Source organism: Candidatus Nitrosotenuis cloacae, from assembly GCF_000955905.1.
GTDB classification, from domain to species: Archaea; Thermoproteota; Nitrososphaeria; order Nitrososphaerales; family Nitrosopumilaceae; genus Nitrosotenuis; species Nitrosotenuis cloacae.
On the sequence record NZ_CP011097.1, the window covers coordinates 574265 to 598548 of the forward strand.

The 24284-nt window shown below is 41.4% G+C and carries 33 protein-coding genes and 1 tRNA gene; 19 read left to right on the plus strand and 15 right to left on the minus strand.

All coding sequences use genetic code 11. The features are described from left to right. Positions 1–20: 20 nt before the first annotated feature. Positions 21–1157 (minus strand): NAD(P)/FAD-dependent oxidoreductase, encoded by a 1137-nt coding sequence (locus SU86_RS03170; RefSeq protein WP_048189116.1) that lies wholly within the window; start codon positions 1155–1157, stop codon positions 21–23. 85 nt (positions 1158–1242) lie between these two features. On the opposite strand from SU86_RS03170, the gene pth2 reads away from it, so the two are divergent. The 7 genes from pth2 (at position 1243) to SU86_RS03205 (ending at position 7685) form a co-directional block, all read left to right on the plus strand. Continuing rightward, positions 1243–1593: a peptidyl-tRNA hydrolase Pth2 gene (gene pth2 / locus SU86_RS03175; RefSeq protein WP_048187404.1), complete on the plus strand. Its 351-nt coding sequence runs from the start codon at positions 1243–1245 to the stop codon at positions 1591–1593. A 40-nt stretch (positions 1594–1633) separates the two neighbouring features. Next, positions 1634–3202, plus strand: a complete 1569-nt coding sequence (locus SU86_RS03180) for a Vgb family protein (protein ID WP_048187406.1) — start codon at positions 1634–1636, stop codon at positions 3200–3202. Continuing rightward, entirely contained in the window at positions 3199–4392 is a 1194-nt protein-coding gene (gene truD, locus SU86_RS03185; protein WP_048187408.1) for a tRNA pseudouridine(13) synthase TruD, read from the plus strand. The genes SU86_RS03180 and truD overlap by 4 nt, the downstream gene beginning before the upstream one ends. A 70-nt stretch (positions 4393–4462) precedes the next feature. Then, positions 4463–5629 carry a glycosyltransferase gene (locus SU86_RS03190; RefSeq protein ID WP_048189117.1) on the plus strand — a complete coding sequence of 389 codons (1167 nt, stop codon included), beginning with the start codon at positions 4463–4465 and terminating at the stop codon, positions 5627–5629. Between the two features lie 44 nt (positions 5630–5673). Next, on the plus strand, positions 5674–5940 hold the full coding sequence (locus SU86_RS03195; protein WP_048187410.1) for a hypothetical protein: 267 nt from the start codon (positions 5674–5676) through the stop codon (positions 5938–5940). 36 nt (positions 5941–5976) lie between these two features. Then, the gene (locus SU86_RS03200; RefSeq protein ID WP_048187412.1) at positions 5977–7458 is read left to right on the plus strand and encodes a thioredoxin-like domain-containing protein; all 1482 of its coding nucleotides are present in this window, start codon (positions 5977–5979) and stop codon (positions 7456–7458) included. Further along, positions 7455–7685, plus strand: a complete 231-nt coding sequence (locus SU86_RS03205) for an Lrp/AsnC ligand binding domain-containing protein (protein ID WP_048187414.1) — start codon at positions 7455–7457, stop codon at positions 7683–7685. Before SU86_RS03200 ends, SU86_RS03205 begins: the two co-directional genes overlap by 4 nt. Here the strand turns inward: SU86_RS03205 and SU86_RS03210 are convergent. Then, positions 7666–7884, minus strand: a complete 219-nt coding sequence (locus tag SU86_RS03210; protein ID WP_048187415.1) for a hypothetical protein — start codon at positions 7882–7884, stop codon at positions 7666–7668. The genes SU86_RS03205 and SU86_RS03210 overlap by 20 nt on opposite strands. A 79-nt stretch (positions 7885–7963) precedes the next feature. Here SU86_RS03210 and SU86_RS03215 point away from each other — a divergent pair, with 79 nt between their 5' ends. The 3 genes from SU86_RS03215 (at position 7964) to SU86_RS03225 (ending at position 10693) form a co-directional block, all read left to right on the plus strand. Further along, the gene (locus SU86_RS03215; protein WP_048187417.1) at positions 7964–8476 is read left to right on the plus strand and encodes a hypothetical protein; all 513 of its coding nucleotides are present in this window, start codon (positions 7964–7966) and stop codon (positions 8474–8476) included. Positions 8477–8583: 107 nt separating this feature from the next. Then, a complete protein-coding gene (locus SU86_RS03220) occupies positions 8584–9921 on the plus strand; it encodes a glycosyltransferase family 39 protein (RefSeq protein WP_048187419.1) in 1338 nt (445 codons plus the stop codon). 82 nt (positions 9922–10003) lie between these two features. Next, the gene (locus SU86_RS03225; RefSeq protein ID WP_048187421.1) at positions 10004–10693 is read left to right on the plus strand and encodes a hypothetical protein; all 690 of its coding nucleotides are present in this window, start codon (positions 10004–10006) and stop codon (positions 10691–10693) included. Position 10694: 1 nt separating this feature from the next. Here SU86_RS03225 and SU86_RS03230 read toward each other — a convergent pair whose 3' ends face one another. Further along, positions 10695–10952: a hypothetical protein gene (locus SU86_RS03230; RefSeq protein WP_048187423.1), complete on the minus strand. Its 258-nt coding sequence runs from the start codon at positions 10950–10952 to the stop codon at positions 10695–10697. Between the two features lie 337 nt (positions 10953–11289). On the opposite strand from SU86_RS03230, the gene SU86_RS03240 reads away from it, so the two are divergent. Next, positions 11290–11622, plus strand: coding sequence for a hypothetical protein (locus tag SU86_RS03240; RefSeq protein ID WP_052755443.1), 333 nt, complete (start codon positions 11290–11292; stop codon positions 11620–11622). Between the two features lie 112 nt (positions 11623–11734). Here SU86_RS03240 and SU86_RS03245 read toward each other — a convergent pair whose 3' ends face one another. Genes SU86_RS03245 through SU86_RS03250 form a run of 3 tightly spaced genes read right to left on the minus strand, consistent with a single transcriptional unit; the run spans position 11735 to position 13203 of the window. Then, the gene (locus SU86_RS03245) at positions 11735–11971 is read right to left on the minus strand and encodes a hypothetical protein (RefSeq protein ID WP_048187427.1); all 237 of its coding nucleotides are present in this window, start codon (positions 11969–11971) and stop codon (positions 11735–11737) included. A gap of 31 nt (positions 11972–12002) precedes the next feature. Beyond that, on the minus strand, positions 12003–12155 hold the full coding sequence (locus SU86_RS09885; protein WP_177318914.1) for a hypothetical protein: 153 nt from the start codon (positions 12153–12155) through the stop codon (positions 12003–12005). A 25-nt stretch (positions 12156–12180) separates the two neighbouring features. Then, positions 12181–13203, minus strand: a complete 1023-nt coding sequence (locus tag SU86_RS03250) for an alcohol dehydrogenase catalytic domain-containing protein (protein ID WP_048189118.1) — start codon at positions 13201–13203, stop codon at positions 12181–12183. Positions 13204–13276: 73 nt separating this feature from the next. On the opposite strand from SU86_RS03250, the gene SU86_RS03255 reads away from it, so the two are divergent. Together SU86_RS03255 and SU86_RS03260 are read left to right on the plus strand one after the other, a co-directional pair. Further along, positions 13277–13501: a hypothetical protein gene (locus tag SU86_RS03255; RefSeq protein ID WP_048187429.1), complete on the plus strand. Its 225-nt coding sequence runs from the start codon at positions 13277–13279 to the stop codon at positions 13499–13501. 34 nt (positions 13502–13535) lie between these two features. Continuing rightward, on the plus strand, positions 13536–15566 hold the full coding sequence (locus SU86_RS03260; protein WP_048187432.1) for a thioredoxin domain-containing protein: 2031 nt from the start codon (positions 13536–13538) through the stop codon (positions 15564–15566). On the opposite strand, the gene SU86_RS03265 is transcribed toward SU86_RS03260, so the two are convergent. Continuing rightward, positions 15555–15875 carry a hypothetical protein gene (locus SU86_RS03265; RefSeq protein ID WP_048187433.1) on the minus strand — a complete coding sequence of 107 codons (321 nt, stop codon included), beginning with the start codon at positions 15873–15875 and terminating at the stop codon, positions 15555–15557. The two genes, SU86_RS03260 and SU86_RS03265, sit on opposite strands and share 12 nt — an antisense overlap. Positions 15876–15916: 41 nt before the next feature. After that, positions 15917–16192: a hypothetical protein gene (locus SU86_RS03270; protein ID WP_048187435.1), complete on the minus strand. Its 276-nt coding sequence runs from the start codon at positions 16190–16192 to the stop codon at positions 15917–15919. A 53-nt stretch (positions 16193–16245) separates the two neighbouring features. Here SU86_RS03270 and SU86_RS03275 point away from each other — a divergent pair, with 53 nt between their 5' ends. Further along, entirely contained in the window at positions 16246–16698 is a 453-nt protein-coding gene (locus tag SU86_RS03275; RefSeq protein ID WP_048187437.1) for a hypothetical protein, read from the plus strand. On the opposite strand, the gene SU86_RS03280 is transcribed toward SU86_RS03275, so the two are convergent. Beyond that, positions 16695–17186, minus strand: a complete 492-nt coding sequence (locus tag SU86_RS03280; protein ID WP_048187439.1) for a hypothetical protein — start codon at positions 17184–17186, stop codon at positions 16695–16697. The genes SU86_RS03275 and SU86_RS03280 overlap by 4 nt on opposite strands. Positions 17187–17281: 95 nt before the next feature. Here SU86_RS03280 and SU86_RS03285 point away from each other — a divergent pair, with 95 nt between their 5' ends. The 3 genes from SU86_RS03285 to SU86_RS03295 all read left to right on the plus strand — a co-directional run bounded on the left by SU86_RS03285 (position 17282) and on the right by SU86_RS03295 (position 19299). Beyond that, entirely contained in the window at positions 17282–18085 is an 804-nt protein-coding gene (locus SU86_RS03285) for a hypothetical protein (protein WP_148550746.1), read from the plus strand. 65 nt (positions 18086–18150) lie between these two features. Further along, positions 18151–18738, plus strand: a complete 588-nt coding sequence (locus tag SU86_RS09345) for a cupredoxin domain-containing protein (protein ID WP_052755445.1) — start codon at positions 18151–18153, stop codon at positions 18736–18738. A 90-nt stretch (positions 18739–18828) separates the two neighbouring features. Beyond that, a complete protein-coding gene (locus SU86_RS03295; RefSeq protein WP_052755446.1) occupies positions 18829–19299 on the plus strand; it encodes a cupredoxin domain-containing protein in 471 nt (156 codons plus the stop codon). Positions 19300–19313: 14 nt separating this feature from the next. Here the strand turns inward: SU86_RS03295 and SU86_RS03300 are convergent, their stop codons facing one another. The 4 genes from SU86_RS03300 to SU86_RS03315 all read right to left on the minus strand — a co-directional run bounded on the left by SU86_RS03300 (position 19314) and on the right by SU86_RS03315 (position 21592). Next, positions 19314–19601 carry a hypothetical protein gene (locus SU86_RS03300; protein WP_048187443.1) on the minus strand — a complete coding sequence of 96 codons (288 nt, stop codon included), beginning with the start codon at positions 19599–19601 and terminating at the stop codon, positions 19314–19316. A gap of 15 nt (positions 19602–19616) precedes the next feature. After that, positions 19617–19859, minus strand: coding sequence for an Lrp/AsnC family transcriptional regulator (locus SU86_RS03305; protein ID WP_048187445.1), 243 nt, complete (start codon positions 19857–19859; stop codon positions 19617–19619). A gap of 33 nt (positions 19860–19892) precedes the next feature. Next, on the minus strand, positions 19893–21398 hold the full coding sequence (locus tag SU86_RS03310) for a DEAD/DEAH box helicase (protein WP_082096099.1): 1506 nt from the start codon (positions 21396–21398) through the stop codon (positions 19893–19895). A 117-nt stretch (positions 21399–21515) separates the two neighbouring features. Then, positions 21516–21592: transfer RNA gene (locus SU86_RS03315), tRNA-Thr, on the minus strand. 82 nt (positions 21593–21674) lie between these two features. On the opposite strand from SU86_RS03315, the gene SU86_RS03320 reads away from it, so the two are divergent. Beyond that, positions 21675–21893: a hypothetical protein gene (locus SU86_RS03320; RefSeq protein WP_048187447.1), complete on the plus strand. Its 219-nt coding sequence runs from the start codon at positions 21675–21677 to the stop codon at positions 21891–21893. Here SU86_RS03320 and SU86_RS03325 read toward each other — a convergent pair. Next, positions 21870–22445, minus strand: coding sequence for a hypothetical protein (locus tag SU86_RS03325; RefSeq protein ID WP_236687747.1), 576 nt, complete (start codon positions 22443–22445; stop codon positions 21870–21872). The genes SU86_RS03320 and SU86_RS03325 overlap by 24 nt on opposite strands. 148 nt (positions 22446–22593) lie before the next feature. Here SU86_RS03325 and SU86_RS03330 point away from each other — a divergent pair, with 148 nt between their 5' ends. Next, on the plus strand, positions 22594–23145 hold the full coding sequence (locus tag SU86_RS03330; protein ID WP_048187451.1) for a pyruvoyl-dependent arginine decarboxylase: 552 nt from the start codon (positions 22594–22596) through the stop codon (positions 23143–23145). Here SU86_RS03330 and SU86_RS03335 read toward each other — a convergent pair. After that, on the minus strand, positions 23138–24238 hold the full coding sequence (locus SU86_RS03335; protein ID WP_148550748.1) for a hypothetical protein: 1101 nt from the start codon (positions 24236–24238) through the stop codon (positions 23138–23140). The two genes, SU86_RS03330 and SU86_RS03335, sit on opposite strands and share 8 nt — an antisense overlap. Positions 24239–24284 lie beyond the last annotated feature (46 nt).

The following is a 24284-nucleotide window of genomic DNA, read 5'->3' on the forward strand; positions in this document are numbered from 1 at the left end:
CTTACCTATAATGTTTTGAGCTAATTGAGCAGCTTTCGGATTTCTCCACCAAAGATGGTCTGTGCAATTTTGAGTGAACCCTTGAGACCAAGCATCTTTACAATTGCGGTTGTGTGAAAATCAAAGTCGTCATTGTTTGATATATCAGAAATCATTTCTGGAGTGATTGCAGAAAATATCTTGTCTATTGTGGGATTGTCCAACCTTTCAAGCATCTTTCTTGCGAAGAGCTGCTTTTCAAATTCCTTGCCAAACTTTTGATTCCAGGATTTTTGGTATGATTTTAGATCATCAGGATTCTTTGATTCCAAATATGATGAGATTGCCTTTCCTGCTAGTACTCCACCGACACCACACGAGTAAATTCCGCCAGCAGTGGTTGGCTTTGATTGGCCTGCTGCATCGCCAACGATTACAGTATTTCCAGAAACAAAATCATCAATTGGCCCGTTGACCCAGATTGGAGCAAAGACCTTGCGGATTGTAGAGTGCTTGCCCTTTGATTCCAAGAATTTCTCTATTGCCTGTATGGCATTGATTCCCTTTCCGGCAACGCCGACTTTTCCTATTCCGCTTGCAGCTGGAATAACCCAGGAAAAAAACCCTGGATATTTTTCCGAGTCAAAGTTTACCTCTACTAGTCCCTTTTGAATCCAGTCTGCATAGATCTCATATTGAGCTGACTGGAGCGTACCGGTTCGGTCCTTTTGTATTATTGAGGATACGCCCCTTGCATCAACCAAAATTTTACAATCAAATGTTCCAGCACTTGTTACTGCCTGGTTTGGTTTTGTTTCCTTTAGTGATGTCTTTACCTTGATTTCTGCGCCATTTTTTTGAGCCTGGTGAGCTATTTGCTTGTCTAATTCTCTTCGATTAATCACGATGACATTTTGTTTTTTTGCATTAATGTCCAGTGTGGTGCCTGAGGGCGAGCACAGTTGTGCCGTTTGGATTTGCGAGTCGAGTGTCTTAGTGGATGGGATTATACCTAGATCTTCAAGGCCTGATGCCGACACCAACCCGCCACAGTGCTCGGGGGTTCCAACCTCATAGTCCTCCTCTATAACCAAAACAGAATGTCCTGCCTTTGCCACCTCTCTTGCACAAAACAGACCTGCAACGCTTCCGCCCGCTATTATCACATCGTATGACATTTTGCTGTGTTTGAATCGTGATGACTTTAATTCATTTCGAATGACTTGTACAAAGTTTTTCAATATGATATACCGGGATTAATTCATGGGACTAAAGCAAGTAATCATAGTCAGGGCGGATCTTGGAATGGGCAAAGGAAAGATTGCGGCCCAGGTGGGACATGCATGTGTTCTTGGAGCTGAAAATGTCCGCAAATCAAAACCGGAATGGTTCTCAAAGTGGTGGGCAGGCCAGGCAAAAATAGTGCTCAAGGTAAATTCCGAAACCGAACTAGAAAAAATAAAGCGCGATGCCATAGAGATGGGCCTTCCATGGGCCGAGGTGACCGATGCAGGTCACACCCAGATTGCGCCCGGCACATTCACATGTCTTTCAATTGGGCCTGCACCAGAAGAGCAAATTGATAAAATAACGAGCGAACTTAAGCTACTCTAATCCCAGAATAGATATAATGCGGTAAGCAAAGTCAGCACTTGTGAGAAAGAAGAACATAAAGGGATTAATTGTTGCTGCGTTTTTTGCAGTCATTTTGATAACATCGACTTTGGCCTTGGCGCTAAACTCTGGCTCTAATCAACAAAACCCATTAACAAAATCGACCATTACCGGAACTCCTGCAGACAACTTTCCTGACTTGGAGCGACCGAAATTTTGTAGTACAGGCGAGCCAAAATCCACCACATACATAACCGAATTTAGAATCCCAACCGATTGTACACAACCATTGGCAATCACAGTCGATGATTCTGGAATGGTGTACTTTGTGCAAACCAACACCGGCAAGGTAGCAAAATTTGATCCCACCACAGAATATTTCGTGGAGTATCCAAATCCTGATTGGCCAGCAAATGCACGTTCCATGAGTTGGGGGGCTGATTATTCATATGACGGAAATGTCTGGTACACTGATGACTCGTTTAACTCACTTTGGAAGTTTTCCACAATTGATGGAACGTACGAGCGAGTAGGATTCCCAACCAAAGAGGATTCATTGCCTCAAAAAATTCGAGCATTGGGCAATCAGTTAATAGTTAATGATTTCTATGAGGGCAAGATCAGCTTTTACGATACCACACAAACTACAGAGGACAAGACCTACACAAACATCCCATCACCACTACCTGGCTCTTTTGTGGGTGGATTTGATGTTGATCATAATGGAAACATTTGGTATACCAACTGGCTGCTCAGACAGGGTGGAGCACTGGTGAAATTTGATAATACGAAATTCAACGAGTTTGTCCAATCAAACACGGGACAAAATGTCACCGTGCTGGAATTCTCACAAGCATACAATTTACCGCCGGCAATTGGCGCACCAAACGGACTTAGCGCAGACAAGCATGGAAACATTTGGCTTGCAGACACTGCCAGCAGCGCATTTTACAAATTCACAGAATCTGATGAGGCCTTTACCAAGTATGTGACATCTGATGCTCCAAAGTCAACATACGGCAACGCAACAGGTGTCATCAAAATCCCTGTAAGCCAGCCATACTGGACGCAAATTGACGGTGACAAACTATACCTAAACGAGCAGGCGGCAAACGCCTTGGCGGTATTTGATATCGAACAAGAGACCTTGCTGGAATATCATGTCCCATCAAAGAACCCACACTGGGCAGACTGTGGAGACCAACAAAACTGTGGAATTGCGCAGGTCTTTGGATTCAAGGCAACACAAGACACGATCTGGTTCACAGAATGGGTGGAAAACAAAATAGGCAAAGTCGATTTGAGTGAGCCACTTTCCGCCACCATATCTGTATCGCAAAAACAGATCAGCATTCCGCGCGGACAGACAGCATCAATGGAGATAACAGTCAACACCAACACAAACACCGAGATTCTATCCAAGGCAACATCGGAATTCTCAGATATTATGGTAAAAATCCCAACAAAACAGATCACTGATTCGCAATCAATTCCTGTATCTATTGTTACTTCCCAGTCAGCACTGCCTGGAACATACAAGGTCCTGCTTTCTGCAAGAACTGCTGATCTTACGGTATCCGAGTTTGTCACTGTTACCATAACACAGTGATTCCAAAAATAGACTCGGACATTGGCATATTATCGCACACTACTAGTTTTGCTGGCTGTGGTGGAAGAATTCGCGCAAAGTTTGAGGACTTTGCAGTCTCTGAAATACTGGACAAGAAAACCATTGCCTCGCTGTCCTCTGATGGCTATGCAGTATATCGGCTAAAGAAAACTGGAATTGACACAAACCATGCACTGGATTTGATATTCAAAAAGACAGGCGTGCGCCTAAAGGCACTTGGTCTCAAGGATGCGTCTGCAGTAACGGAGCAGTATGTCTGTTCCATGGCGCAAAACAAGATATTGCCAAATTATTCTGATGGGAAAATTACACTGGAAAAAATTGGATTTGCAAAAAAACCGTTAACTGGAAAAGACATGGTTGGTAATCATTTCACAATACGAATTGATGGCGCAGACCAAACGCTGGCAGATTTTGCAGAATCTGATAGGATTTTGAATTTTTATGGCTATCAGAGGTTTGGCTCAAAGAGGCCCGTAACGCACCTAATTGGTAAGGCGATAATTCAGAAAAGATTTGCAGAAGCAGTGAATCTATTGTTGTCATTTACATCTCCATATGACTCGGAGCAAAACACCAAGCTACGACAAGAGCTGGCAGACACGCAAAACTATTCCAAGGTTTTGCCTATGGTGCCGCCCCAGATGGACCTTGAGAGAACAATACTGGAACAAATAATATCTCATGGGGATCCCAAATTAGCGCTGCATCACCTGCCGATTGGAATTAGGCGGCTCTACATTGAGGCATACCAGTCGTTTTTGTTCAATCGTACTCTAAGTGAGGCATATCAATATGGTGAGGACTTGTTTGCACCGCAACAAGGAGATGTCTGCTTTGATAAATCCGCCAAGCTTGGAAAATACCAAATGGATGATTCCCAAAAACTTGCCATCCCAATGGTTGGCTATTCTTATTTTAAGAAAACAAGATTTGACTATCATATATCAAAAATCCTGGAGCAAGAGCAGATCAAGCCGTCTGATTTCTACCTAAAAGAAACACAGGAACTATCCAATGAGGGTGGATTTAGGAGCGCAAAAATCGAGTGCTCTGATTTTATGGTAAACTCGGATGTGGCGAGTTTTTCATTGCAGCGTGGATCGTTTGCTACTATGGTGATGCGTGAGATAATCAAGCCCCAAAACCCCCTTGAGGCTGGCTTTTAAACAATTTAGCTCAGACGTAAATTGATTTTAATAATAATTTAATACTCTGAATTTGAGGCAAGAATTAATCATGACATATCAAGAGATCCCAAGCAAGACTCAGATCTCTATAATCATTCCAACTTATAATGAATCACAAAACATACTCAAAATTCTAAAATCAATCCAGGACAATCTGCCAAAGAACACCAAGACTCAAACCATTGTAGTTGATGACAACTCGCCTGATGGCACCGGCAAGCTAGTCGAAGAATATCTGGAAAATGTCAAAAAGCTTGCAAACCACACCATCGAGATAATCCACAGAAAGACAAAGGACGGACTATCCTCTGCAATACTAAAGGGAATCCAACTTGCCACTGGAAACACAATAGTTGTGATGGACAGTGACTTGTCTCATCCTGCAAGTCTTTTACCAAAAATGATTGATGCACTAAAACATCCAAAATACGACATTGTTATTGCCTCTCGCTATGTCAATGGGGGCTCTATAGTCGGATGGACCAGAAAAAGAAAATTCCTATCACGTCTTGCCACATTTATTGCAAAGCGGGGATTGGGTGTTGGTGCCAAAGATCCAATGTCTGGCTTTTTTGCATTCAAAAAGCCAGTAATCCAAGGGTTGAGCTTTGATGCCATCGGATACAAGATGCTGCTAGAAATACTAGTCAAGGCAAAAAACGTCAAGGTGCTCGAGATTCCTTACACCTTTACAAACAGAGAGTTTGGCAAAAGCAAGCTTGACTCCAAGACAATCTTTGATTATCTAAAGGCAGTATGGAAATTATACAGATACGGCAAGGCCGCCTCAAAAGAGGAGCGACGCCCGTCTGTTAGCTTTTTCTCAAAGGCAGCCAGATTTTACTCAATTGGTGCGGTAGGACTTGCAATCAACTACGTGGTCTCATCGCTCTTTACGGGTGTGGTATCAAACCTGTGGTATTTGCATGCAACCATAATAGGAATAGCGGTATCTATGTCTGGCAACTTTGTTCTAAACAAAATCTGGACATTTGAGGATCGCAACTTTGAGGCAAAGCACACCGCAATTCAGTACGCAAAATTCATCGGGTTAAGCTCCCTTGGGGCATTGGCACAACTGGCAATAGTGTATGTACTAGTTGATTATAACAAAATGGACTATCCTCTTGCCTTGGTCTTGGCAGTGGCGACTAGTGCTTTGAGCAACTATGTCCTAAACAAAAAACTGACATTCAAAGAAAAAGTCTGGTCCTAAGATTTTCAGAAAGCTAAAATACCTACCAAATCAACGCCAATTCGATGATGGATCCAATCTTCATCATAGCCATAGTATTTTTGGTACTTGGCGGAGCCTTTGGAGGCTATGTAGTATATCACAAAGAGACAGTCATCAGACCACTAGAAATTGAAGAACATGATGCCGTGGTTGGAATGACTTGTGATGATCTCAAACTAAAGCACGAAACAGGACAGTACTGGTCCTTTACAAACTGGAAGATAGCTAATGCCAAACTATGTTCGTGTCCAAACCCACCACCACAATGCACTGGTGGCGGCGGACACTAGTGTTGATTTTTATTTTTGCCTAACTAGTTCAGATCAATGTTTGATTTTTCAATATCAAAAGCACCAGAGTTTCCACCAGACTTTGATTGGCTAAACACCGACTCGAAATTATCATTATCAAAGCTAAGGGGACATGTAGTGGTTCTGGACTTTTGGACGTATTGTTGTATAAACTGCATGCATACATTGCCCACACTTGCCAGACTGGAGCAAGCATACCGGGGAAAGCCCGTAGTGTTCATCGGGGTCCATTCCGGCAAGTTCCTATCGGAACAAGAGACAAAAAACATCCAGTCTGCCGTATTGCGATATGAAATAGAGCATCCTGTAATAGTGGACCAAAAAATGCAGATTTGGCAGGGCTTTGGGGTGAATGCCTGGCCTACCATCATAGTGTTGGATCCAAGCGGAAACATTGTGTATCGCCAGTCAGGTGAGGGACAGTTTGATGCCATTAGCGATACAATAGACATACTATTGCAAAGACACGCACAAAAGGGAACTCTGGCAAAGGAATCACTCCACATTACCGCCACGAGTCAGCAAAATTCGCACATCTTATCGTTTCCAGGCAAGCTATCGATATCAAAGTCAGGCCAGATAGCAATTAGTGATTCCAACCATAACAGAATAATAGTTTCTGATGTGTCTGGAAAAATCATACACATCATTGGCAGTGGCACGCCTGGATTGTACGATGGTGATTTTACAACTGCACAGTTTTTCAGGCCGCAAGGAGTGGTATGGGGAAATGATGATCTGTTTGTGGCAGACACTGAAAACCACACAATACGAAAAATTGATCTGAGACAAAACAAAGTCACAACGCTTGCGGGAACTGGCAGGCAGGGACCATGGCGCTCACCTGGTGGCAAAGGTATCACCACACCAATCAGCTCACCCTGGGATGTTGCATATGATGATGGGATACTGTATGTGGCAATGGCAGGCAATCATCAAATCTGGAAATATGATGTAAACTCAGAAATGATCACTCCATATGCCGGAACAGGCCAGGAAAACATCATTGATGGTCCGGTGCAATCAGCAAACCTTGCGCAACCAAGCGGACTATACCTGTATGATGACACATTGTATTTTGCAGACAGCGAGGTATCGGCAGTACGGAAAATCCACCTCGTACAAAACACCATAACATCAATTGTGGGCCGTGGTCTATTCGAGTTTGGACACGAGGATGGCAATATTGATGATGCGTTATTTCAGCACCCACTTGGGGTGTGCGCTACAAAAGACACAATCTTTGTTGCAGATACGTACAATTCCGCAATACGTGTCATTGATCTAAAGACAAGCCAAGTCTACACCCTAATTGGTAAAACAGAAAAGGAAACAGTTTGTCTACCTGATAATCCATCGTGTAATATTTTGCCGCTCTATGAGCCAAGCGATGTAGAGTTGTTTTGCGGCAAGCTCTACATTGCAGACACTAACAACCATCTGATACGGGTCTTTGATTTGAGTAATAACTCACTTGATGTGTTGGATCTGAAATGACTCACACTGCATATGTTTTGATTAGTTGCGTGATGGGCCAAGAACACGCCGTATTGGACAAAATAAAGGAGATTCCGCAGATCAAAACCGCACTGATCACATTTGGCGAATATGACTTGGTGGCAAAAATTCAGGCAGATTCATCACAAGAGATGGCACACATAATATCCTCGCAAATAAGGCAGATTCAAAAAATCAGAAGCACAATTACTTTGCACGTAGTCTAGCTCTTAGTAACACAAAAACTCCTAATCCGACAATCATCGCACCAGAAATTATCATTGCGATTCCATAATAGATCCAGTCCTTGCTGTGATACATAAACGAAGATTCTGGGCCGACAACTCCCCTTCCCTGGAACTGAAACAACGCCCCAAGTGCAGCCAAGATTATCCCAAACCCGATGATTAGTTTTGCGATTTTCATAATGATGTGATATGATTGGTGCGTGTTAAACAAAGCGATTTGGAATTAGCTTTAATAATATTTCACGCAGGACAAAACTATGAAATTTGCAACCGCAATAGTTCTGTCTGTTGTAATGGCAACTGGCTTGCTTTTTGCCATTAACATTCAAAGTGCTGATGCTGTAAAATCCAGCGGAACAAAAAATCAGCAATATGGAAAATCTGCAGAAATCCGAGTCTGTGGAACGCATTTTTGCAAGTCTGATCCTTCAATGAACTTGCAGGTTGATTCTGAGAAAAACAAACCAACTCAGGATGACCTAAACGCAGTATTTCAGAGAATGGACAAAATCAAAAAACAACACCAAGACAAGATCTCGGAAAAATGGAGACTCATGACCAATACCGAAAAAGTCCAATTCATCCACATGATGAATCAGATGTTATCGGACATGGAATCAATGAACATGGATGACCATATGAGCAAAATGATGAGTGGATACGACGGAATGAAACATGACTATGCAAAGCATGGCTCAAAGAAAATGAAGCACGGTTCCGACATGGACATGATGCCAGAGCATGAGATGAAATCTGAGAAATCAGAATAACTCTTCTTCTTTTTATTGTGTAGGAAATTTATGATTAACAAACTACAATTAACGTTATTCTAACCAAACTTCTAATTTAAATCTCCTAAAACATCTGAAACAATTGTTTGTGGTCTGAACAATTAAACAAAGTTGGAATATCTCATATTATTTTGATGTCTTTGGTTTTACACGTATTTGTTATTGCACAACCACAAAACTTTCAGCTCTGGGATGAATCAATATTTTTAGAATTAACTCGAAATTTCATCAAAATGGAGGATCATACTCCATATCAATTACCCGGTTCATACCTATTTGCGGGTACCGCGATAACAATTTTTGGCGATAATTGGTTTAGCTGGCGAGCACCATCTGTTATATTTGGCATGCTGACCCTGCTGGTTTTTTACAAAATCTCATGTAGATTTACTACCGAAAAAAACGCACTTTTTGCTACGCTAATTCTCTCATTTGATACTATTTTCTTTATTCATTCTACATTGTTTGTCAGAGATGTTATAGTGATGTTTTTTGGAATGCTTTCACTCTATCTGTATTTTAGTAAAAAATATTATCTTGCAGCAGTTGTTCTTGGTTTTTCATTTTTTATTAAAGAAACCACAGTATTTTTCCTCATGTTCTTAATGATGTTTTATCTTGTAAAAAATAAGCCTTGGAAAAATAGGTTCGTTAAGAAAAAACCAATCTTGTTCCTTGCTGTTGTCAGTGGAACTTTTCTGGCGATTTTATGGATGTATGATGTTTCTTTTAATCCTGTGATCTATGACCCGATGATTCCGACTCAAAAATCTGTTGATGGTAGAGATATTCCTATAGCTTATCCTGAATTGCGATTAAGGGAGTCACGAGGATATGTGCATCAAACAGAAGTTGGTGTAGTGACAAACCCAATTCAGCATCTTGATATATTTTTGAACAGCGGTTATGTTTCATCCGATGCGTACAAGATCAAGAATTGGAATGTTGTACACACTAACTATCCCTGGAGTTGGATTTTACCACTAACTCCGCCTGAAAAAGGAAATAGTTTGGGATGGGTAAATGAAAAAAATCTGAATTTCACCGAAGATAGAACCCGACAAATAGGGAAGGTTTTCGCTATCAAATGGAATGGGGATCCAAATGTGCCTTTATGGGTTATTGGTTTCTGGGGCTCAATTGTATTTGTTTTATACAGCATAAAAAAACAAAATCAATCAACATTATTCGTGGGAATTGGAATGATTAGCATGTATGTTCCGTACCTACTTCTTTCTATCACTGGGAGAGTTATGTTTCCGTATTATTTCATTTACACAGTACCGTTTGTCTCTCTTGGTATTGTCTTGCTCATTGATGTGATAAAACAAAAGAGACTGCGTACATTCTCTAATCTAATTCTTCTAGGGATTGTAGTCTGGTGGTTTGTACTGCATTATCCATTACAAATACTCACTCTGTGATTCCCTTCTATTCAAAAAATTGATAATTTAACCAAATGATTTTCCGTTATTTTCTTTAATTCGTTTTCGTAGAGGCTCAAAAATGTACAATTGGAGCTCAGACGAGTATGGCCAGCGTCGCTTCTCACCAGTCAATCTTATCCTGTTTTGCTCATCTGCTTCATTGGCAATTTTGCTGTTCTTGGTGTTTGCACCACAAATCCATGCCCTCACACAAAGCACGCCATACCTAATAGAGATGGCGTATTTTCCAACAATTTTTGTGGGATTTTTGTTTGGACTAAAGATAACCGAGCGGGCAATCATACCATCTGAGACCCGCAGTCCGATCAAGCGGGGAATAATCAAGATCCTACTGTTCTTTTTTATCATTGGGGGCTTGTTCAGCTCAGTCAGCTTTGCATTAAATGGCGGAATTCACCTACCAGAAAAATCCTTACTTGAATTGGGTCTTGCAGAATGGATTACACAATTCAGCTCACAAAACGGTGGTTTGACTTTTTTGATTGTAACTAGCATCTCTTTGATGGCAGTTGCCACAAAAAGAATAATCGGACTACGCGGAGTAGTAAATGGTATTTCGACATTCATTGGAACATTCATCTTTTTTTCAATGATTGCGCTTAGCCTTTCCCATACTGAGCCATCGGCATCCCAAGTATACTTGTATGCGTTTTACCATGCGGGAATAATCGGTGGGGCTCTCTACAAAATGAACAACCTTACATCAAAGATGAACATGTGGGAAGACTTTAACAACGGATACCGTTAGCTTATGGGTTTGATACCTGCATTTCTTCTGCCAGATCCACTGAGAGATTCTTTCCTTGTATAGCCTCATCTGCTTGCTTTAGTTTCATGTCTTCGAGGAACTGTTTGTACTCGAACTGTTTTTCCTTGCTTACCCTGTCTGAATATAGCACATCATCACCAATTGCCAAGTATAGCAGGGCAATTACTACCAATGACGCAGACACCAAAATCATGGAATATCCAACTGTTCTGTGGTTGTGTGGATTTTTTTGTTCCATGGTCTGATTTTTGAGAAAGAATTATCCCTTTAAATTGTTTTTTGAGTGCTTACAGATCAAACTAGCCCCACTCTGCGGGAGTGTGGCCAGAATTTTGGTCCGAGATGGTATTCCATCGAAATTTGGGCATTTTTGTTTGTATTTCCAGAGTTTAGTGTATCATATAATTTGGTAAAGAATTTGTGCGCATCAAAGTGAACACACAGATCCTTATTTCCTGCAGGCACCATATCATATTCCCTGAAGGCTTGCGGCTTGCCTCTTTTGAGGTACTTGTCCCGCTTCCCTTCAGCTTTTTTACAAAAGGAAAAAAACCAACCACCCCACACCATAATCTATGAGCATACAGGTTCTAAGCTATGAATTTCTGGGCCCAATCAAACTGTCCGAGTGGGGCCCTCCAATGGATCCAGTCCTATATTTGATATTATCAAAAAACAAGGAGACATTTCAGATAATCTTTGTTGGCGAGTCTGATCACACCGACGATAATGGATTTTTTACAAAAAATGAAAATTTCAAGTGCTGGGTTTCAAATGCTGGCTCTGAGAATAATCTTCATCTTTGCATTTATCCAATGTGGGATTCCACACCAGAGCAACGACAAAGAATCACACACAAAATCATATCAAAATATCTCCCTGTATGTAATGACACAAATACCAAATAATTCCAAAAATACCATGAACTGTCCTTGCTGTGGTGGTGTGATGGAAAAAGCCCAAGATTTGGAGACAAGTGTCTTGATGAAATGCAAGGAATGTGGCCTGTCTGATACTGTCCTAAAGTGATTTTGTCTTGTTTTGAACCTCAAATAGCTGTAATGTGAGCAAGTCTAGTGCCTTTTTTAGGTGCCCAAATTCGTTGACTGAGTGAATCTGCCCCTCCACTAGTTTTCTTAACACTTTGATTGTTCCCTTTTGGAACTCGTCTTTTGCAATTATTTCCAATGCGTTTAGCTTTGATAGTGTGGCGTCTAGCTCATTTTTCATCTCATCTGGGGACTGGTGGTTGCCCATTTGGTGTATTTTGTAATTATTCTAATATGAATCACATGAGGTCTTCGTCTAGCTGATCAATGGACTCGACAAACTGCCTGCACATGCATTCTGGGATTGCACATTTTCCAAGCTTCATTAGCGAACTGCTTTTTTGCGATTCCTCATGGATTTGTGCAACATGGTGGCATCGCTTGCAATTCATTGGAGTTAATTTTATGGCGGTTAATTTAAGGGGTTAATACTGCACGTGCTGCAATTCTTGAAAACTTTAGATCCTCTAGAACTTGGTTTGCCTGCTCCAGCGGATATGTTTTGTAGATTACCTTGATGTCATTTTCTTTTGCAAGCCTTATTACATCGCTCATATCCGAGCGTGAGCCAATCAGTGTCCCTCGTAATGTTTTTTCTGAGAATACATCAAAGCTTGGAATGTTTGCCAATACCCCCAACACTATGGTTCCACCCTTTTTGACTGAATTAATCGCAGTATCGACTACGTGCTCTGATGGTGCAAACACAATTGCAGAATCTAGTAGCCCCTCTTCTTTTTTGAGTAAACCAAGAAACTCTGGCTGGTTGGTATACTGTATGACATTGTCTGCGCCGACCTGCTTTGCCACATCCAAATGCGCCTTGTTTCTTGCAACCCCTATTACTCGCAATCCTGCAATCTTTGCAAATTCTACAGTCAGGTGACCGACACCGCCTACGCCAAAGATTCCAACTGTTTTTCCCTTTGTCGGCTCGGATGCCTTGACTGCCTTGTATGCGGTGATGCCTGCGCAAAACAATGGGGCTGCATATTCTGATTTCATTGAATCTGGAATTGGTGTTGCAAAGTCTTCTGATACTGTAATGTATTCTGCATATCCTCCAAGGAGTGATTCGCCGGTTATCTCTGCTTTATCACACAAATGTTCACGGCCGGTCTTGCAATAATTGCAATACATGCAAGAGCCATGCAATGGCGAGATGCCAATTCTTTGGCCCACTCTGAGTGCTTTTACGCCAGGCCCTGTCTCTATTATGGTGCCGACAATTTCGTGGCCTGGCACGGTTGGCAGTGCTGGCGGAATCCCGTACTTTACCCAGTCTCCCTCTATTCCATGGAGCTGTGATCTACACACGCCGCAGCCTTCTATTTTTATGAGAAGGTCGTTATTCTTTTTGATTTTATGAGTCTCGATCTCTCTTAGTTGAAGGGGCTTGCCCTCAATTGGACCTAGTTTTTCAAGCACCATTGCTCGCATGCTTGAATCACACAAGGCAAGCTATTTTTTGCTTTAGATAAAAAATTAAACTCGGATAACCCATACCATTTTAGTGCCAGAAATAACACCCGACGATCAAAGGCGAGTCGAATTATTAGAAATAATATCAAAAAGGGGGCTCAAAAAACTAAGCCTTGAGGATCTCAAAGAACTCATCCCACTAATTGAGAAAAAGGATTATTCTCATAATAAAAAGGCACAAAAATCCAAAATGAAACTATTGGCACAAATCAATGCACGTGTCTATGATATAGAAGAAAAGACCATGTTTAGATAAAAAATACAAATACCAAACCAGTCAAAAATCATCATTGGCAGAAAACAATTTGATCCATGAGACAAGTCCATATCTGTTACAGCATGCGCATAATCCTGTGAATTGGTATGCCTGGAATAATGAGGCACTAGCCCGGGCAAAAAGCGAGAACAAACCAATTTTTCTCTCAGTTGGATATAGCTCGTGCCATTGGTGCCATGTCATGGAACATGAATCGTTTGAGAATGAAGAGATTGCTAAAATAATGAATGAGAGCTTTGTCTCAATCAAAGTGGACAGAGAGGAGCGACCGGACCTGGATGATATCTATCAAAAGGTTTGTCAGATGGCAACAGGACAGGGGGGCTGGCCGCTAAGTGTCTTTTTGACGCCAGACCAAAAACCGTTCTATGTTGGAACATACTTTCCAATACTGGACAATTATGGAAGGCCTGGATTTGGCAGCATTCTGATGCAGCTGGCACAAGCCTGGAAGGAAAAGCCGACAGATGTGCAAAAGGCAGCAGAGAATTTTATGAAAAATCTCCAAGGTGCAGAAATGATAACCACGCCAACCAAGCTTGAAAAGTCAATCCTAGATGAGGCTGCAATGAATCTGTTCCAAATTGCCGATAACACATATGGCGGATTTGGACAGGCGCCAAAATTCCCAAACGCTGCAAATCTTTCATTTTTGCTTCGGTATGGGAAACTCGCCAAGATCTCAAAATTCTCCGAGTTTGTACTAAAGACTCTAAACAAGATGGCAAAGGGTGGAATCTTTGATCAGATCGGTGGTGGATTCCATCGCTATTCTACAGATGCGCGATGGTTGGTTCCTCACTTTGAAAAAATGCTGTATGATAATGCATTACTGCCTATGGTGTATGCTGAGGCGTATCAGCTAAGCAAGGACTCGTTTTATTTGGATGTCATAAACAAAACACTCGAGTTTGTTTTGCGCGAGATGACCTCGCCTGAGGGTGGATTTTACTCTGCACTTGATGCCGACTCTGAAGGGGAAGAAGGCAAGTTTTACGTCTGGAGCAAAAAAGAGATCACCGAGACTCTGGGAAGAGACGCTGACGTATTTTGTTTATACTATGATGTAACTGATGGCGGAAACTTTGAGGGCCACACCATACTAAATAACACAATCGCTGTTTCGGCTGCGGCATTTCATCTTGGAATGACTGAATCACAAATCAAATCCTCACTGGAGCAATCCTCCAAGAAACTGCTCAATGTGCGATCACACAGAGTCAGACCAGGCCTTGATGATAAAATTCTCACATCATGGAATGCCTTGATGATTTCTGCATTTGTCAGGGGGTATAGGGTCACTGATAATGCGCAATACCTGCAAGCAGCAGAAAACTGTGTTGCATTCATTGAGAAAAACCTGTACGTAAATGGCACCCTGCTTAGGACATACAAAGACGGCAAGGCAAAACTGCAGGCATATTTGGAAGATTACGCATATTTGGTAAATGCGCTAGTCGATCTTTTTGAGGCAAAACCGGAGCCGAAATATCTTCTCTTGGCAACCGCCCTTGCAAACTATCTAGTGGAGCATTTCTGGGATGAGAAAAATTCCAGCTTTTACTTTACTGCGGACAATCATGAATCCCTAATCATACGCCCAAAGAACAACTATGACCTGTCAATGCCTTCCGGCAATTCAGTTGCAGCACACGCCTTACTGAAATTATATCATCTGACTCAGGAAAAAAAATTCCAAGAAACATCAGTCAAAACAATGGAGGCATTTGGAATGATGGCAGCAGAAAATCCCTTTGGGTTTGGCTACTTGCTAAATACAATATACCTATACTTACAAACCCCAACTGAAATCACACTGCTGAATCCGCAAAACAAGCAAATCTATGATGGGCTAACAAAGCGATTCCTGCCAGAATCCATCATAGTGACCATACAAAACCAATCACAACTATCTGAGCTCTCAAAGTATGCGTTTTTTGCGGGAAAAGACTACACCCCTGAAACGACGGTATTTGTGTGCAAAAACTTTAGCTGCTCTCTGCCACTAAAGACCTTATCTGAAATAGAACACTTACTTTTTTGATAGCGTTATCTCTATGACCTCGCCAACCTGAGGCCTGCCAAGTCTTTCATATCTGACCTTTGGCATTGTGATGGATATGGTAGTCTGATCATATGATTTTATTTTGACTGTTGGCTGTGCTCCCAAAATCGCCTCAAGTAATGGCTGGACCTGCTCTCGCAGCTCAGGGTCGAGCTTTTTTGCCACAGAGTCCAGAATCATCTGTTTTTGTGAAATCGGCTCGGTTTGTACATCCTCTGCTAGTGATATCTGAACTATTGCACCACTGTCCACTATTTGCTGGATTCTATACCTGGTAATATCTGACAATGAATATGGTTTTGCCGCATTGAATTTATTTCATTCTGGGACTAACCAATTATTGCCTTTTTTATGAGGGCAGCTTTTTCCTTTAGGATTTGGTTAAACTCTTGCATGTCATCCAGCTCGACTGTTTTCTTTTCGTTTTCATATGCCCTCAAAAATGCGGAATATATGCATCCGGCAATTATCCCAAAGGCCGCATCCTCAACTGAGTTTATTTCAGGGGAATAGTTCTGTGCTATCTGCTTGTATGATTGGGCCTCGCTGATGTAATAATCAATTTGACTTGCTAGATAATCCTTGGTGTATTTGGTTAGCGTCAATGATGTTTTTGCGGTTTGATGATTTATAACAGTTGCAGCCGGCTTATGATAACATGTGGAAGCTAGACTTGGACTCGGACTTTTTTAGAATTCTTGATAAGAACCGTAACATTGCAGGATATTTTTGGCCGGACTATGGGCAGCTCATGCCGGAAAACAAGGCAGAAGAGATGATAGAGAAAATGCACAAAAACCATGATCCAATTCCTGGAGGGTTCCTGACAGTTCCAATGGTAAAGTTTGGCATATTTGATAACAAAGAAGAGATGGATATCTTGTTTTTATCCAGCAGACTGGATGATGCAAATGCCAGATTGGATGTATGGAAAGAATTTTTGCTTGAAAAACAGATGCAGCACTCTATTCAGATGGCGCACACTGACAATGACCTGCTTAGCCTGACATTTCCAATAAAATTCTCGCAAAACATCCCGCTGGATAAGGACAAATTATTGGATGCGATATCTCCTACGCTGGATTTATTGGCATCAAAGGGTTTGCTCTAGTTTTGGCCTGCGTTGTTTTTTGCCTGATTAAATGATGCCAGCGCTGCCATTTCATTCTCAAATGATTCCTGAAGTAAAAGATCCGATCGTATCCTGTGTGATGTGTCATTTGTGGCAATCCATTCTATGAGGGATTCATCGCTTTCGATTTGCTTTTGTGTAGATGCCTTGAACAATTCAGTTGATTTGACAAATGTTTCTGGCGGACTCAATGTGTCGTATTTTGTCAGGATCTCTTTCATTTTTTGTATGTGTGTGTTCCCAAATGACACAAAGTCTTGTATGGTAATGGTGCTCTCATCAAGCATTGTTTTTTTGGAATAAAACTCGGTTTGTGTCTGTTTTATCTCTTCTTGGATTGATTTGAGCGAGTCTCCGTAGTATTGGCCTCGGTTTTTTGCCTGGTCTGCTGAATATGTGAAAAATATTGCTAGTGCAATTATTCCTATTCCCACAGCTATTGCAAGGTATGTTGTCTTTGACTTCAAATCGTTTGGTATGGTTTTTGATGTGCGATATTAACTAGGCGAATCAGTCAAGTTATACCCAAGTATTATTAATCATAAAAAAGAAAATTAACACAATGCGCTTTTTGCTGATTCTGCTTGTTGCTGCATTGGCATTGATAGTTCCAAGCGTATCATACTCTGATACTGGTTTTGTTCTGGCAGGAAATGGATATGGAAAAACAAGCAACGGAGTCCAAACAACATCACTGCAGGCCTTACTGGATTTCTCTGACTCTGAAATCATGTTTCAAAGTGGAAGATTGCTAATTGGAGATGACACTCACACCATAACCGACATGACAATATCGCTATCAAACAATAAGAAATCACTAAAACTAACTGCCACGTCTGATGATCTTGGAATAACTGCATCAGGAAAGCTGATCCTGTCTGCAGGTGCTAATTCGATTTATCACATACAAGGTAAAACATCTGACTCAGAATCATTTTCAATTTTTGCCATACTAAAACAAGATAAGAAACTTGTAATTGAAACACAAAAACCAACCCAAAAAGATATTTTGTTGCTTGTAAAGCAAACTGAGCGAGTAGAGTGGAAGAGTCCATACAAGTTTACAATAAGAACATTTGACCCAAAACTAAACACACTGTCTGATTTTCACAGCACCTCTGGATATTTGGAAGGAATCACCATCTCTACTATCATAACAAACCCGATTGGTGATAAAATAAAGACCTCTGAGGGGATGACGCAAAAGTTTGGCTACTATGAAGACTCTGTAATAATTCCAGATAATGCACGAACTGGCATCTACACGCTTAATGTAACTGCATCTGACAAGGACTACAAAACCGTCTCCAAGGAATTTACGTTTGTAGTGTTTCCAATTTCAACTGGGCCTACGGCAACTCCATGACCTTTTAGCTGTGGAGAAATTCTGAACAATCTTAATATATCAAAAGTCGAGCTCGGTGATCAACAATGAATACCAAACTACTTGCAAGTATTGCAGTATTTGTGTTACTAGCAGCCGTTGTCAGCATTTCAATGACTGATTCTGCCTTTGCAGATGAGAAAAAAAAGTCTGAAATGATGGCAAAAAAAGACACCAAAAAGACTGAAATGAAAGAGAAGAAAGACGCCAAGAAAACAGCAGTCAAAGAGAAGAAAGAAACCAAAAAGACTGAAATGAAAGAGAAGAAAGACGCCAAGAAAACAGCAGTCAAAGAGAAGAAAGAAACCAAAAAAGCTGAAATGAAAGAGAAGAAAGCAGCTACTGGTTCTGCAGCAAGCGAAGTTTCAGTCGAGATGGCAAAAGGCACAGCATCAAAACAAGATTGTGCTGATCAATGCTACATGCCAAGCACAGTTAATGTTAGCGTAGGTGGCAAGGTCACATGGAAAAATGTGGACTCTGCAGCACACACTGCAACAGCAACTGACAGCTCATTTGACACAAGTCTTGTCAATGCAGGCGCATCTGCTTCTAACACATTCAATACTGCTGGAACATATCCATACATGTGCATTCTCCATCCCTGGATGAAAGGCACGATTAATGTCCAATAATCAGAAGAAATTCTGATTTTTCTTATTTTATTATACTCTAGATGAAATTCTCAACAAAATTAATTAAGTTATAATGTGGCTCAACAAAACATGAACAAGACAGTTCTTGCAGGAATCGCAATCTTTGCGTTGCTTGGAGCAGTTTTAGCTGTACCAATGATGCAATCAGTCGACGCTGCAGAAACCAAAGAGAAAAAGACAGTCAAAAAAGAAACCAAAAAGACAACAAAAAAGACAACCAAACCCTCTAGCAAGGCATCATCCGAAGTAACCGTAAACATGGCCAAAGGATCTGACAACGAGTCTTGCGAAAAAGGAAACAAGTGCTATTCACCATTTGAGGCCAAAGTAACAAAAGGCGGCACAGTGACCTGGGTAAACAAGGATACTGCAGCACACACCGCAACTAGTGGAACAATAAAGAATGGTCCTGATGGAAAGTTTGACACTGGTCTTTTGCAGTCTGGAGAAAAATTCTCACAAAAGTTTGATGCTGCTGGAAAATACGATTATTTCTGCCTAGTTCATCCTTGGATGAAAGGCAAAGTAACAGTCAGCTAAAACTCTTTTTATTTTTAATCTATGTAATTTCCTTGCTCGTCTGCTTTTAGCTCAATTTGCATGACCGAACCAGAAATGAATGACTCGTTGCGAATTGTTCTGACTCGTGCAACATCTATGTGGTATGGCCACATCTCTACTACTATTTCGCCGACTTGGACGTTTTCTGGTGCATCGGTCAGTCTGATGTCTTCTTTTTTGATTCCATAATCTTGCAGTTTTTTTAGGCAATGCGTCACTAGTGGCTCTGGGTTGTTGTGGTTTATTGCCCAGACTGTGCCAGAATATTGAATTTTTTCCAATTTTAATTACCGTAATTATTTGGTCTTGCTTGCAAGGACCTTTAGGGTCATTGTGCTCATCACTCTGGATAGTCGTCTAATCTTGTTTGATACTGTTCTATCGAAATCCTCGGGTGTTTTTGTGTGGATTTCAATTATGATATCATATGCGCCAAATGTAAGATATGCTTGCTTTACTTCTGGAATCTGTTTTATCTCGTCTAGCAGATATTCTTCTGCGCCAAGGTCACAATTTAGCAAAACAAAACCTACTTCCATTGTATGGTTACTCCAATCCGAGTTTAAAAAAGATTACCAGCGGCGTCTATGGGATGGTCTTTTTGCAGAATAGCTTCTTGAACTTCTAAACCCGCCCTCTACTCTTTGCTCTCTTTTATGATCAGAATCTCGTCTAAACCCACCTTCTTTGCTCTCCCCTCTTCCAAAACCTTCACTTTTACTAGAATCACCATCTCGTCTAAATCCTGAGCTTCTTCCAAATCCTCCACTTCTACTGCCAGAGTCTCTGTCACCATCTCGTCTAAATCCTGAGCTTCTTCCAAATCCTCCACTTCTTCCAAATCCGCCTCCGCCTCTACCAAAGCTTCGACCTCCACCACCTCTACCGTATCCGCCTCCTCCTCCACGACCAAATGTTCTGCGGGGACCGACTTGTCTTTTTAGTGGGTCTGGAATGTCGACCTTGATTCCCATTTTTTCATTGAGATCAGTCATTGGTACTTTGACTTGTTGTTTTATGAGATTGAAATCGCCAACTGAAGAATATGATACCAATGTGATGGCTCGTCCCTTGGCGCCTGCTCTTGCGGTTCTGCCGATTCTGTGGAAATATACCATTTCTTGGTTTGGAACATCATAGTTTACTACTAGTGCAACTTCGGGCACATCAATTCCTCTTGCCGCAACATCTGTTGCAACCAGGATGTCTGCTTGCCCTCGTCTGAACTGGGACATTGATATCTCACGTCTGTGCTGTGACATGTCTCCTTCGATTGCCACTGCATTGAATCCTTCCTGGCGCAATGCCCGTGCAACGTCTCTGGTTCTGTTTTTAGTAGAGCAGAACACGACTGTCTGTGCCTTTTTGTTTTCTTTGATAAATCCCAAGAGATAATCCATTTTTTCTCTGTCTTTTATGATCAAATATGACTGGTCGATTCCCTCACCTGACAAGTCATCTGCAGACAGGAGAAATTGTTTTGGATTGTTCAGATATTCATCTGCCAGTCTGAGAATCTCTGGCGGCATTGTAGCCGAAAATAGTGACATTACCTTGTTTACCGGGGTCAGCTCCAGAATGAATCGAATATCGTCAATGAATCCCATGTCCAGCATGGTATCTGCCTCATCAAGTACCACATACTTGATGTCGTTTAGTTCTATGGAGCCTTGTTTTAAGTGGTCAATTAGTCTTCCAGGCGTTGCGACAATTATCTCTACTCCGTGCTTTAGTGCCTGTAATTGTACTCCCATTCCCTGTCCTCCGTAAATCGAAACCGCTCTAACCCCTGTGAACTTTGCAAATTTTTTGAACTCGTCTGTGATTTGCATTGCAAGCTCACGTGTTGGTGCTAGTACCAATCCTTGAATGGTCTTGTTTTGTTCCACTCCCTGAATCATTGATATTGCGTATGCGCCAGTTTTTCCAGTTCCGGTATGGGCCTGGCCTATTACGTCTCTGCCTGATAGTAAAACAGGTATAGTTGCCTCTTGGATTGGAAATGGTTCTGCAAATCCTATTTGCTTTAGCCCATCTAAGATGGACTGTTTAATCCCTAATTCATCAAATGTTGTCAATTTGTTTTCCTAAGCAATGACAGACAAAGAAGCTCATTGCTTATTTTCCGTCATTATAGCCTAATGTGTGCTGGAACTTTTGTTCCTCTAATAAATCCTTGGAACATGAAATTGAAATGGAGCCAATAGAGGGATTTGGACCCTCGACCCTCGGTTTACAAAACCGATGCTCTGCCAGGCTGAGCTATATTGGCAACGATTTTCTAACAAAATAGAGCGTTTTAAAATGTTAGTGCGGCGGCACTCTTTAATAGAGTCGGATGAAAAATCCATCAAATGAAGTGGATTCCACCAAAGAAGCTCAAGGTTCTAACAATTCTGTTTTTTGGAACTGGAATATGGGGAATCATTTCTGGCATGTTCCTAATCAAACCGACAATGATGTTCATTGTGTTGTTTGGCGTGCTTAATCTCTGCATTGGAGGATTCATTGGGTATAGGTTTTTCACCCAAGGGCCAAAGCCAGAATGGTCACCCAAGAAGAGTAAGAAATAAAGCTACTACAACCAGTATGTTTGTTGCAAAATGCATTGCATAAGAATGGTTTAGGCCTTTTTTGTCATAAATATACTTGAAGAGAAATCCTACTGGTATCAGTAATATTGCCATGTGCAATTTGATCCCCATTGCAACATGGGCAAACGCCCAAACCAGAACCATCTTTTTTGATTTTCTAAAGTACAGTTCCTCTACGTAGTTGATGTGGATGAACATGTACAGAAGTAATGGGATAAACGGTATGATCCCCCAGAATCCTTGGTCTGCAAAGGGGCCAAAGGCAATGTTGTAGCCAAGCCAGCTCCAATTCAAAATTGGGATTTTTTCAGCATATGGGTATAGTGTGAGAAGATATCCAATCAGTATGCCAAATGCTACTGGCGCATAGATGATGGATTTTGCGCCCGCCGCAAGATCCAACACTCGCTTTTTTGTCTCTTTGATTAGAATGAGCGAGGTAGCGACAGTAAAGACATAGTATCCAATGACGAATCCGTCTGAGCTTAGAACCGAGTCCAGCGAGAACCCAAATACATCCATGACTCGCATTTATCCTGCTTAAATAATAACATGTGCGTAGTGTGGCCGGACAACATTCTAAAAGTCATCACAAATTTTTTCCAAAAACATAATTTTATTCAAATTGCATCCAATCTGAAATAAGTATAATAAATAGAGATATTCCTAAAAAAACGAAATGCTTGATCTAGTCGCAAAAAAATTATTCTTGACAAAAGGCAAGGGCGTCCACGAAGACAGGCTAACCAGCTTCGAGTATGCACTGCGAGATGCAGGCATTGCAGGCACCAACATTGTTCTCATATCCAGTATATTCCCACCACGCGCAAAGATGGTCTCGCGAGCCGAAGGCCTCAAGCTTATCAATCCTGGACAGGTTCTGTTTTGCATTTATTCCAGAAACCAAACCAACGAACCACATCGACTAATTTCTGCATCCGTTGGAGTCGCACAACCAAAAGACACAAACCGATACGGATATCTCTCAGAATACGAGGCATTTGGACAAAACGAAAAATCTGCGGGTGACTATGCAGAAGACATTGCAGCCCAAATGCTTGCATCATCGCTTGGAATCAAATTTGATTTGGACAAGTCTTGGGATGAGAAAAGAAAACAATGGAAAATATCTGGTGAAATTTACAAGTCCATGAATGTCACACAAACAGCAATTGGTGATAGCAAGGGACGATGGACTACAGTATTTTCTGCAGCAGTTTTAATTATTTAGATTTCATTCCGCGCAAATAAAACACAACAGCGCCTGCTGCAGCTGCACCAATTCCTATCAGTATTGCAATTTCTTGCACTCCAATGTTTCCTGAAACTATTGGAAATGTCTCCTTACCGAATGTTATTTTTAGATCAGATCCGTCTGCAGTGAATTCTTTACCAAATAGATACATGGCCTCAATTTTCTTGCCTGAATTCGATTCAAAGAACCACCCCCCTGTCTCTAAATCTGATGGAACGGTTTGGTTGTTTCGAATCGTCCCCTCAATCATATTGTTCGCTGTTGCTTCTGCAGATTCATCGCTTGGTAAAATGACAACATGCACTATAGAATTTAACGGGAAGAATCCTACCTTGTAATAGTCTGATTTTTTGAGTTGATTTACCTTGAGATATTTCAACGGGTCTACTTGGGTTATGCTTTTTGCCTCATTGGGATATTTCTCAGATACCTTTAGCTGCATTATGGATATGGGTCCTTGAGGTATTATGGTAAATGTTACAGTGGACGAATCATCCTTGGACAGTGTTTGTGCCACATCGTAAAATCCGCCTAGATTTCTTATCTGGCTTGGAATCAGTGGGGCTGAGATTCGATTAAACATAAAGTCGGTGCTTTGGTATGGTGCAGTATACACCGCAGAGACTGTTCCGCGCCCAGAAACTTGGCCTGCGGTACCTAGTGCTTGGTTTGTCTTGTCGTCATAATGGATAAAGACTGAATGGAATTCTGCATCAAATCCAAAGAAACTATTCACATCTTCAATCACTGCATCGCCTGCCAATCTTGCCTTTTCCTGGGCTGCCTTGATTCCACCCTCTCCCTCCATTCTTTTCACATTGATCATAATGCAGATCTGATCCTGAACCCCTAGGACACATTGGTTCTCGTTTGTTATCACAACTGCCACAACATCCGTCATGTTGCGAATCTTTTCATCTAGTGCTGGTGGGATCTGGAATTCGTGAAGCGATGTTGTCTGTAGTGATACCGATGCGGTGACGTTGTTTGATAGTTTTTGATCCACAAATATTGTGGCAGTCTCATGGAATGTTGCAAACCTTGGCTCTTCAGCAAATGCTGGAATCATACTAATCATAATCAACGCAAAAGCCAAACCAAAAATCCTATACACA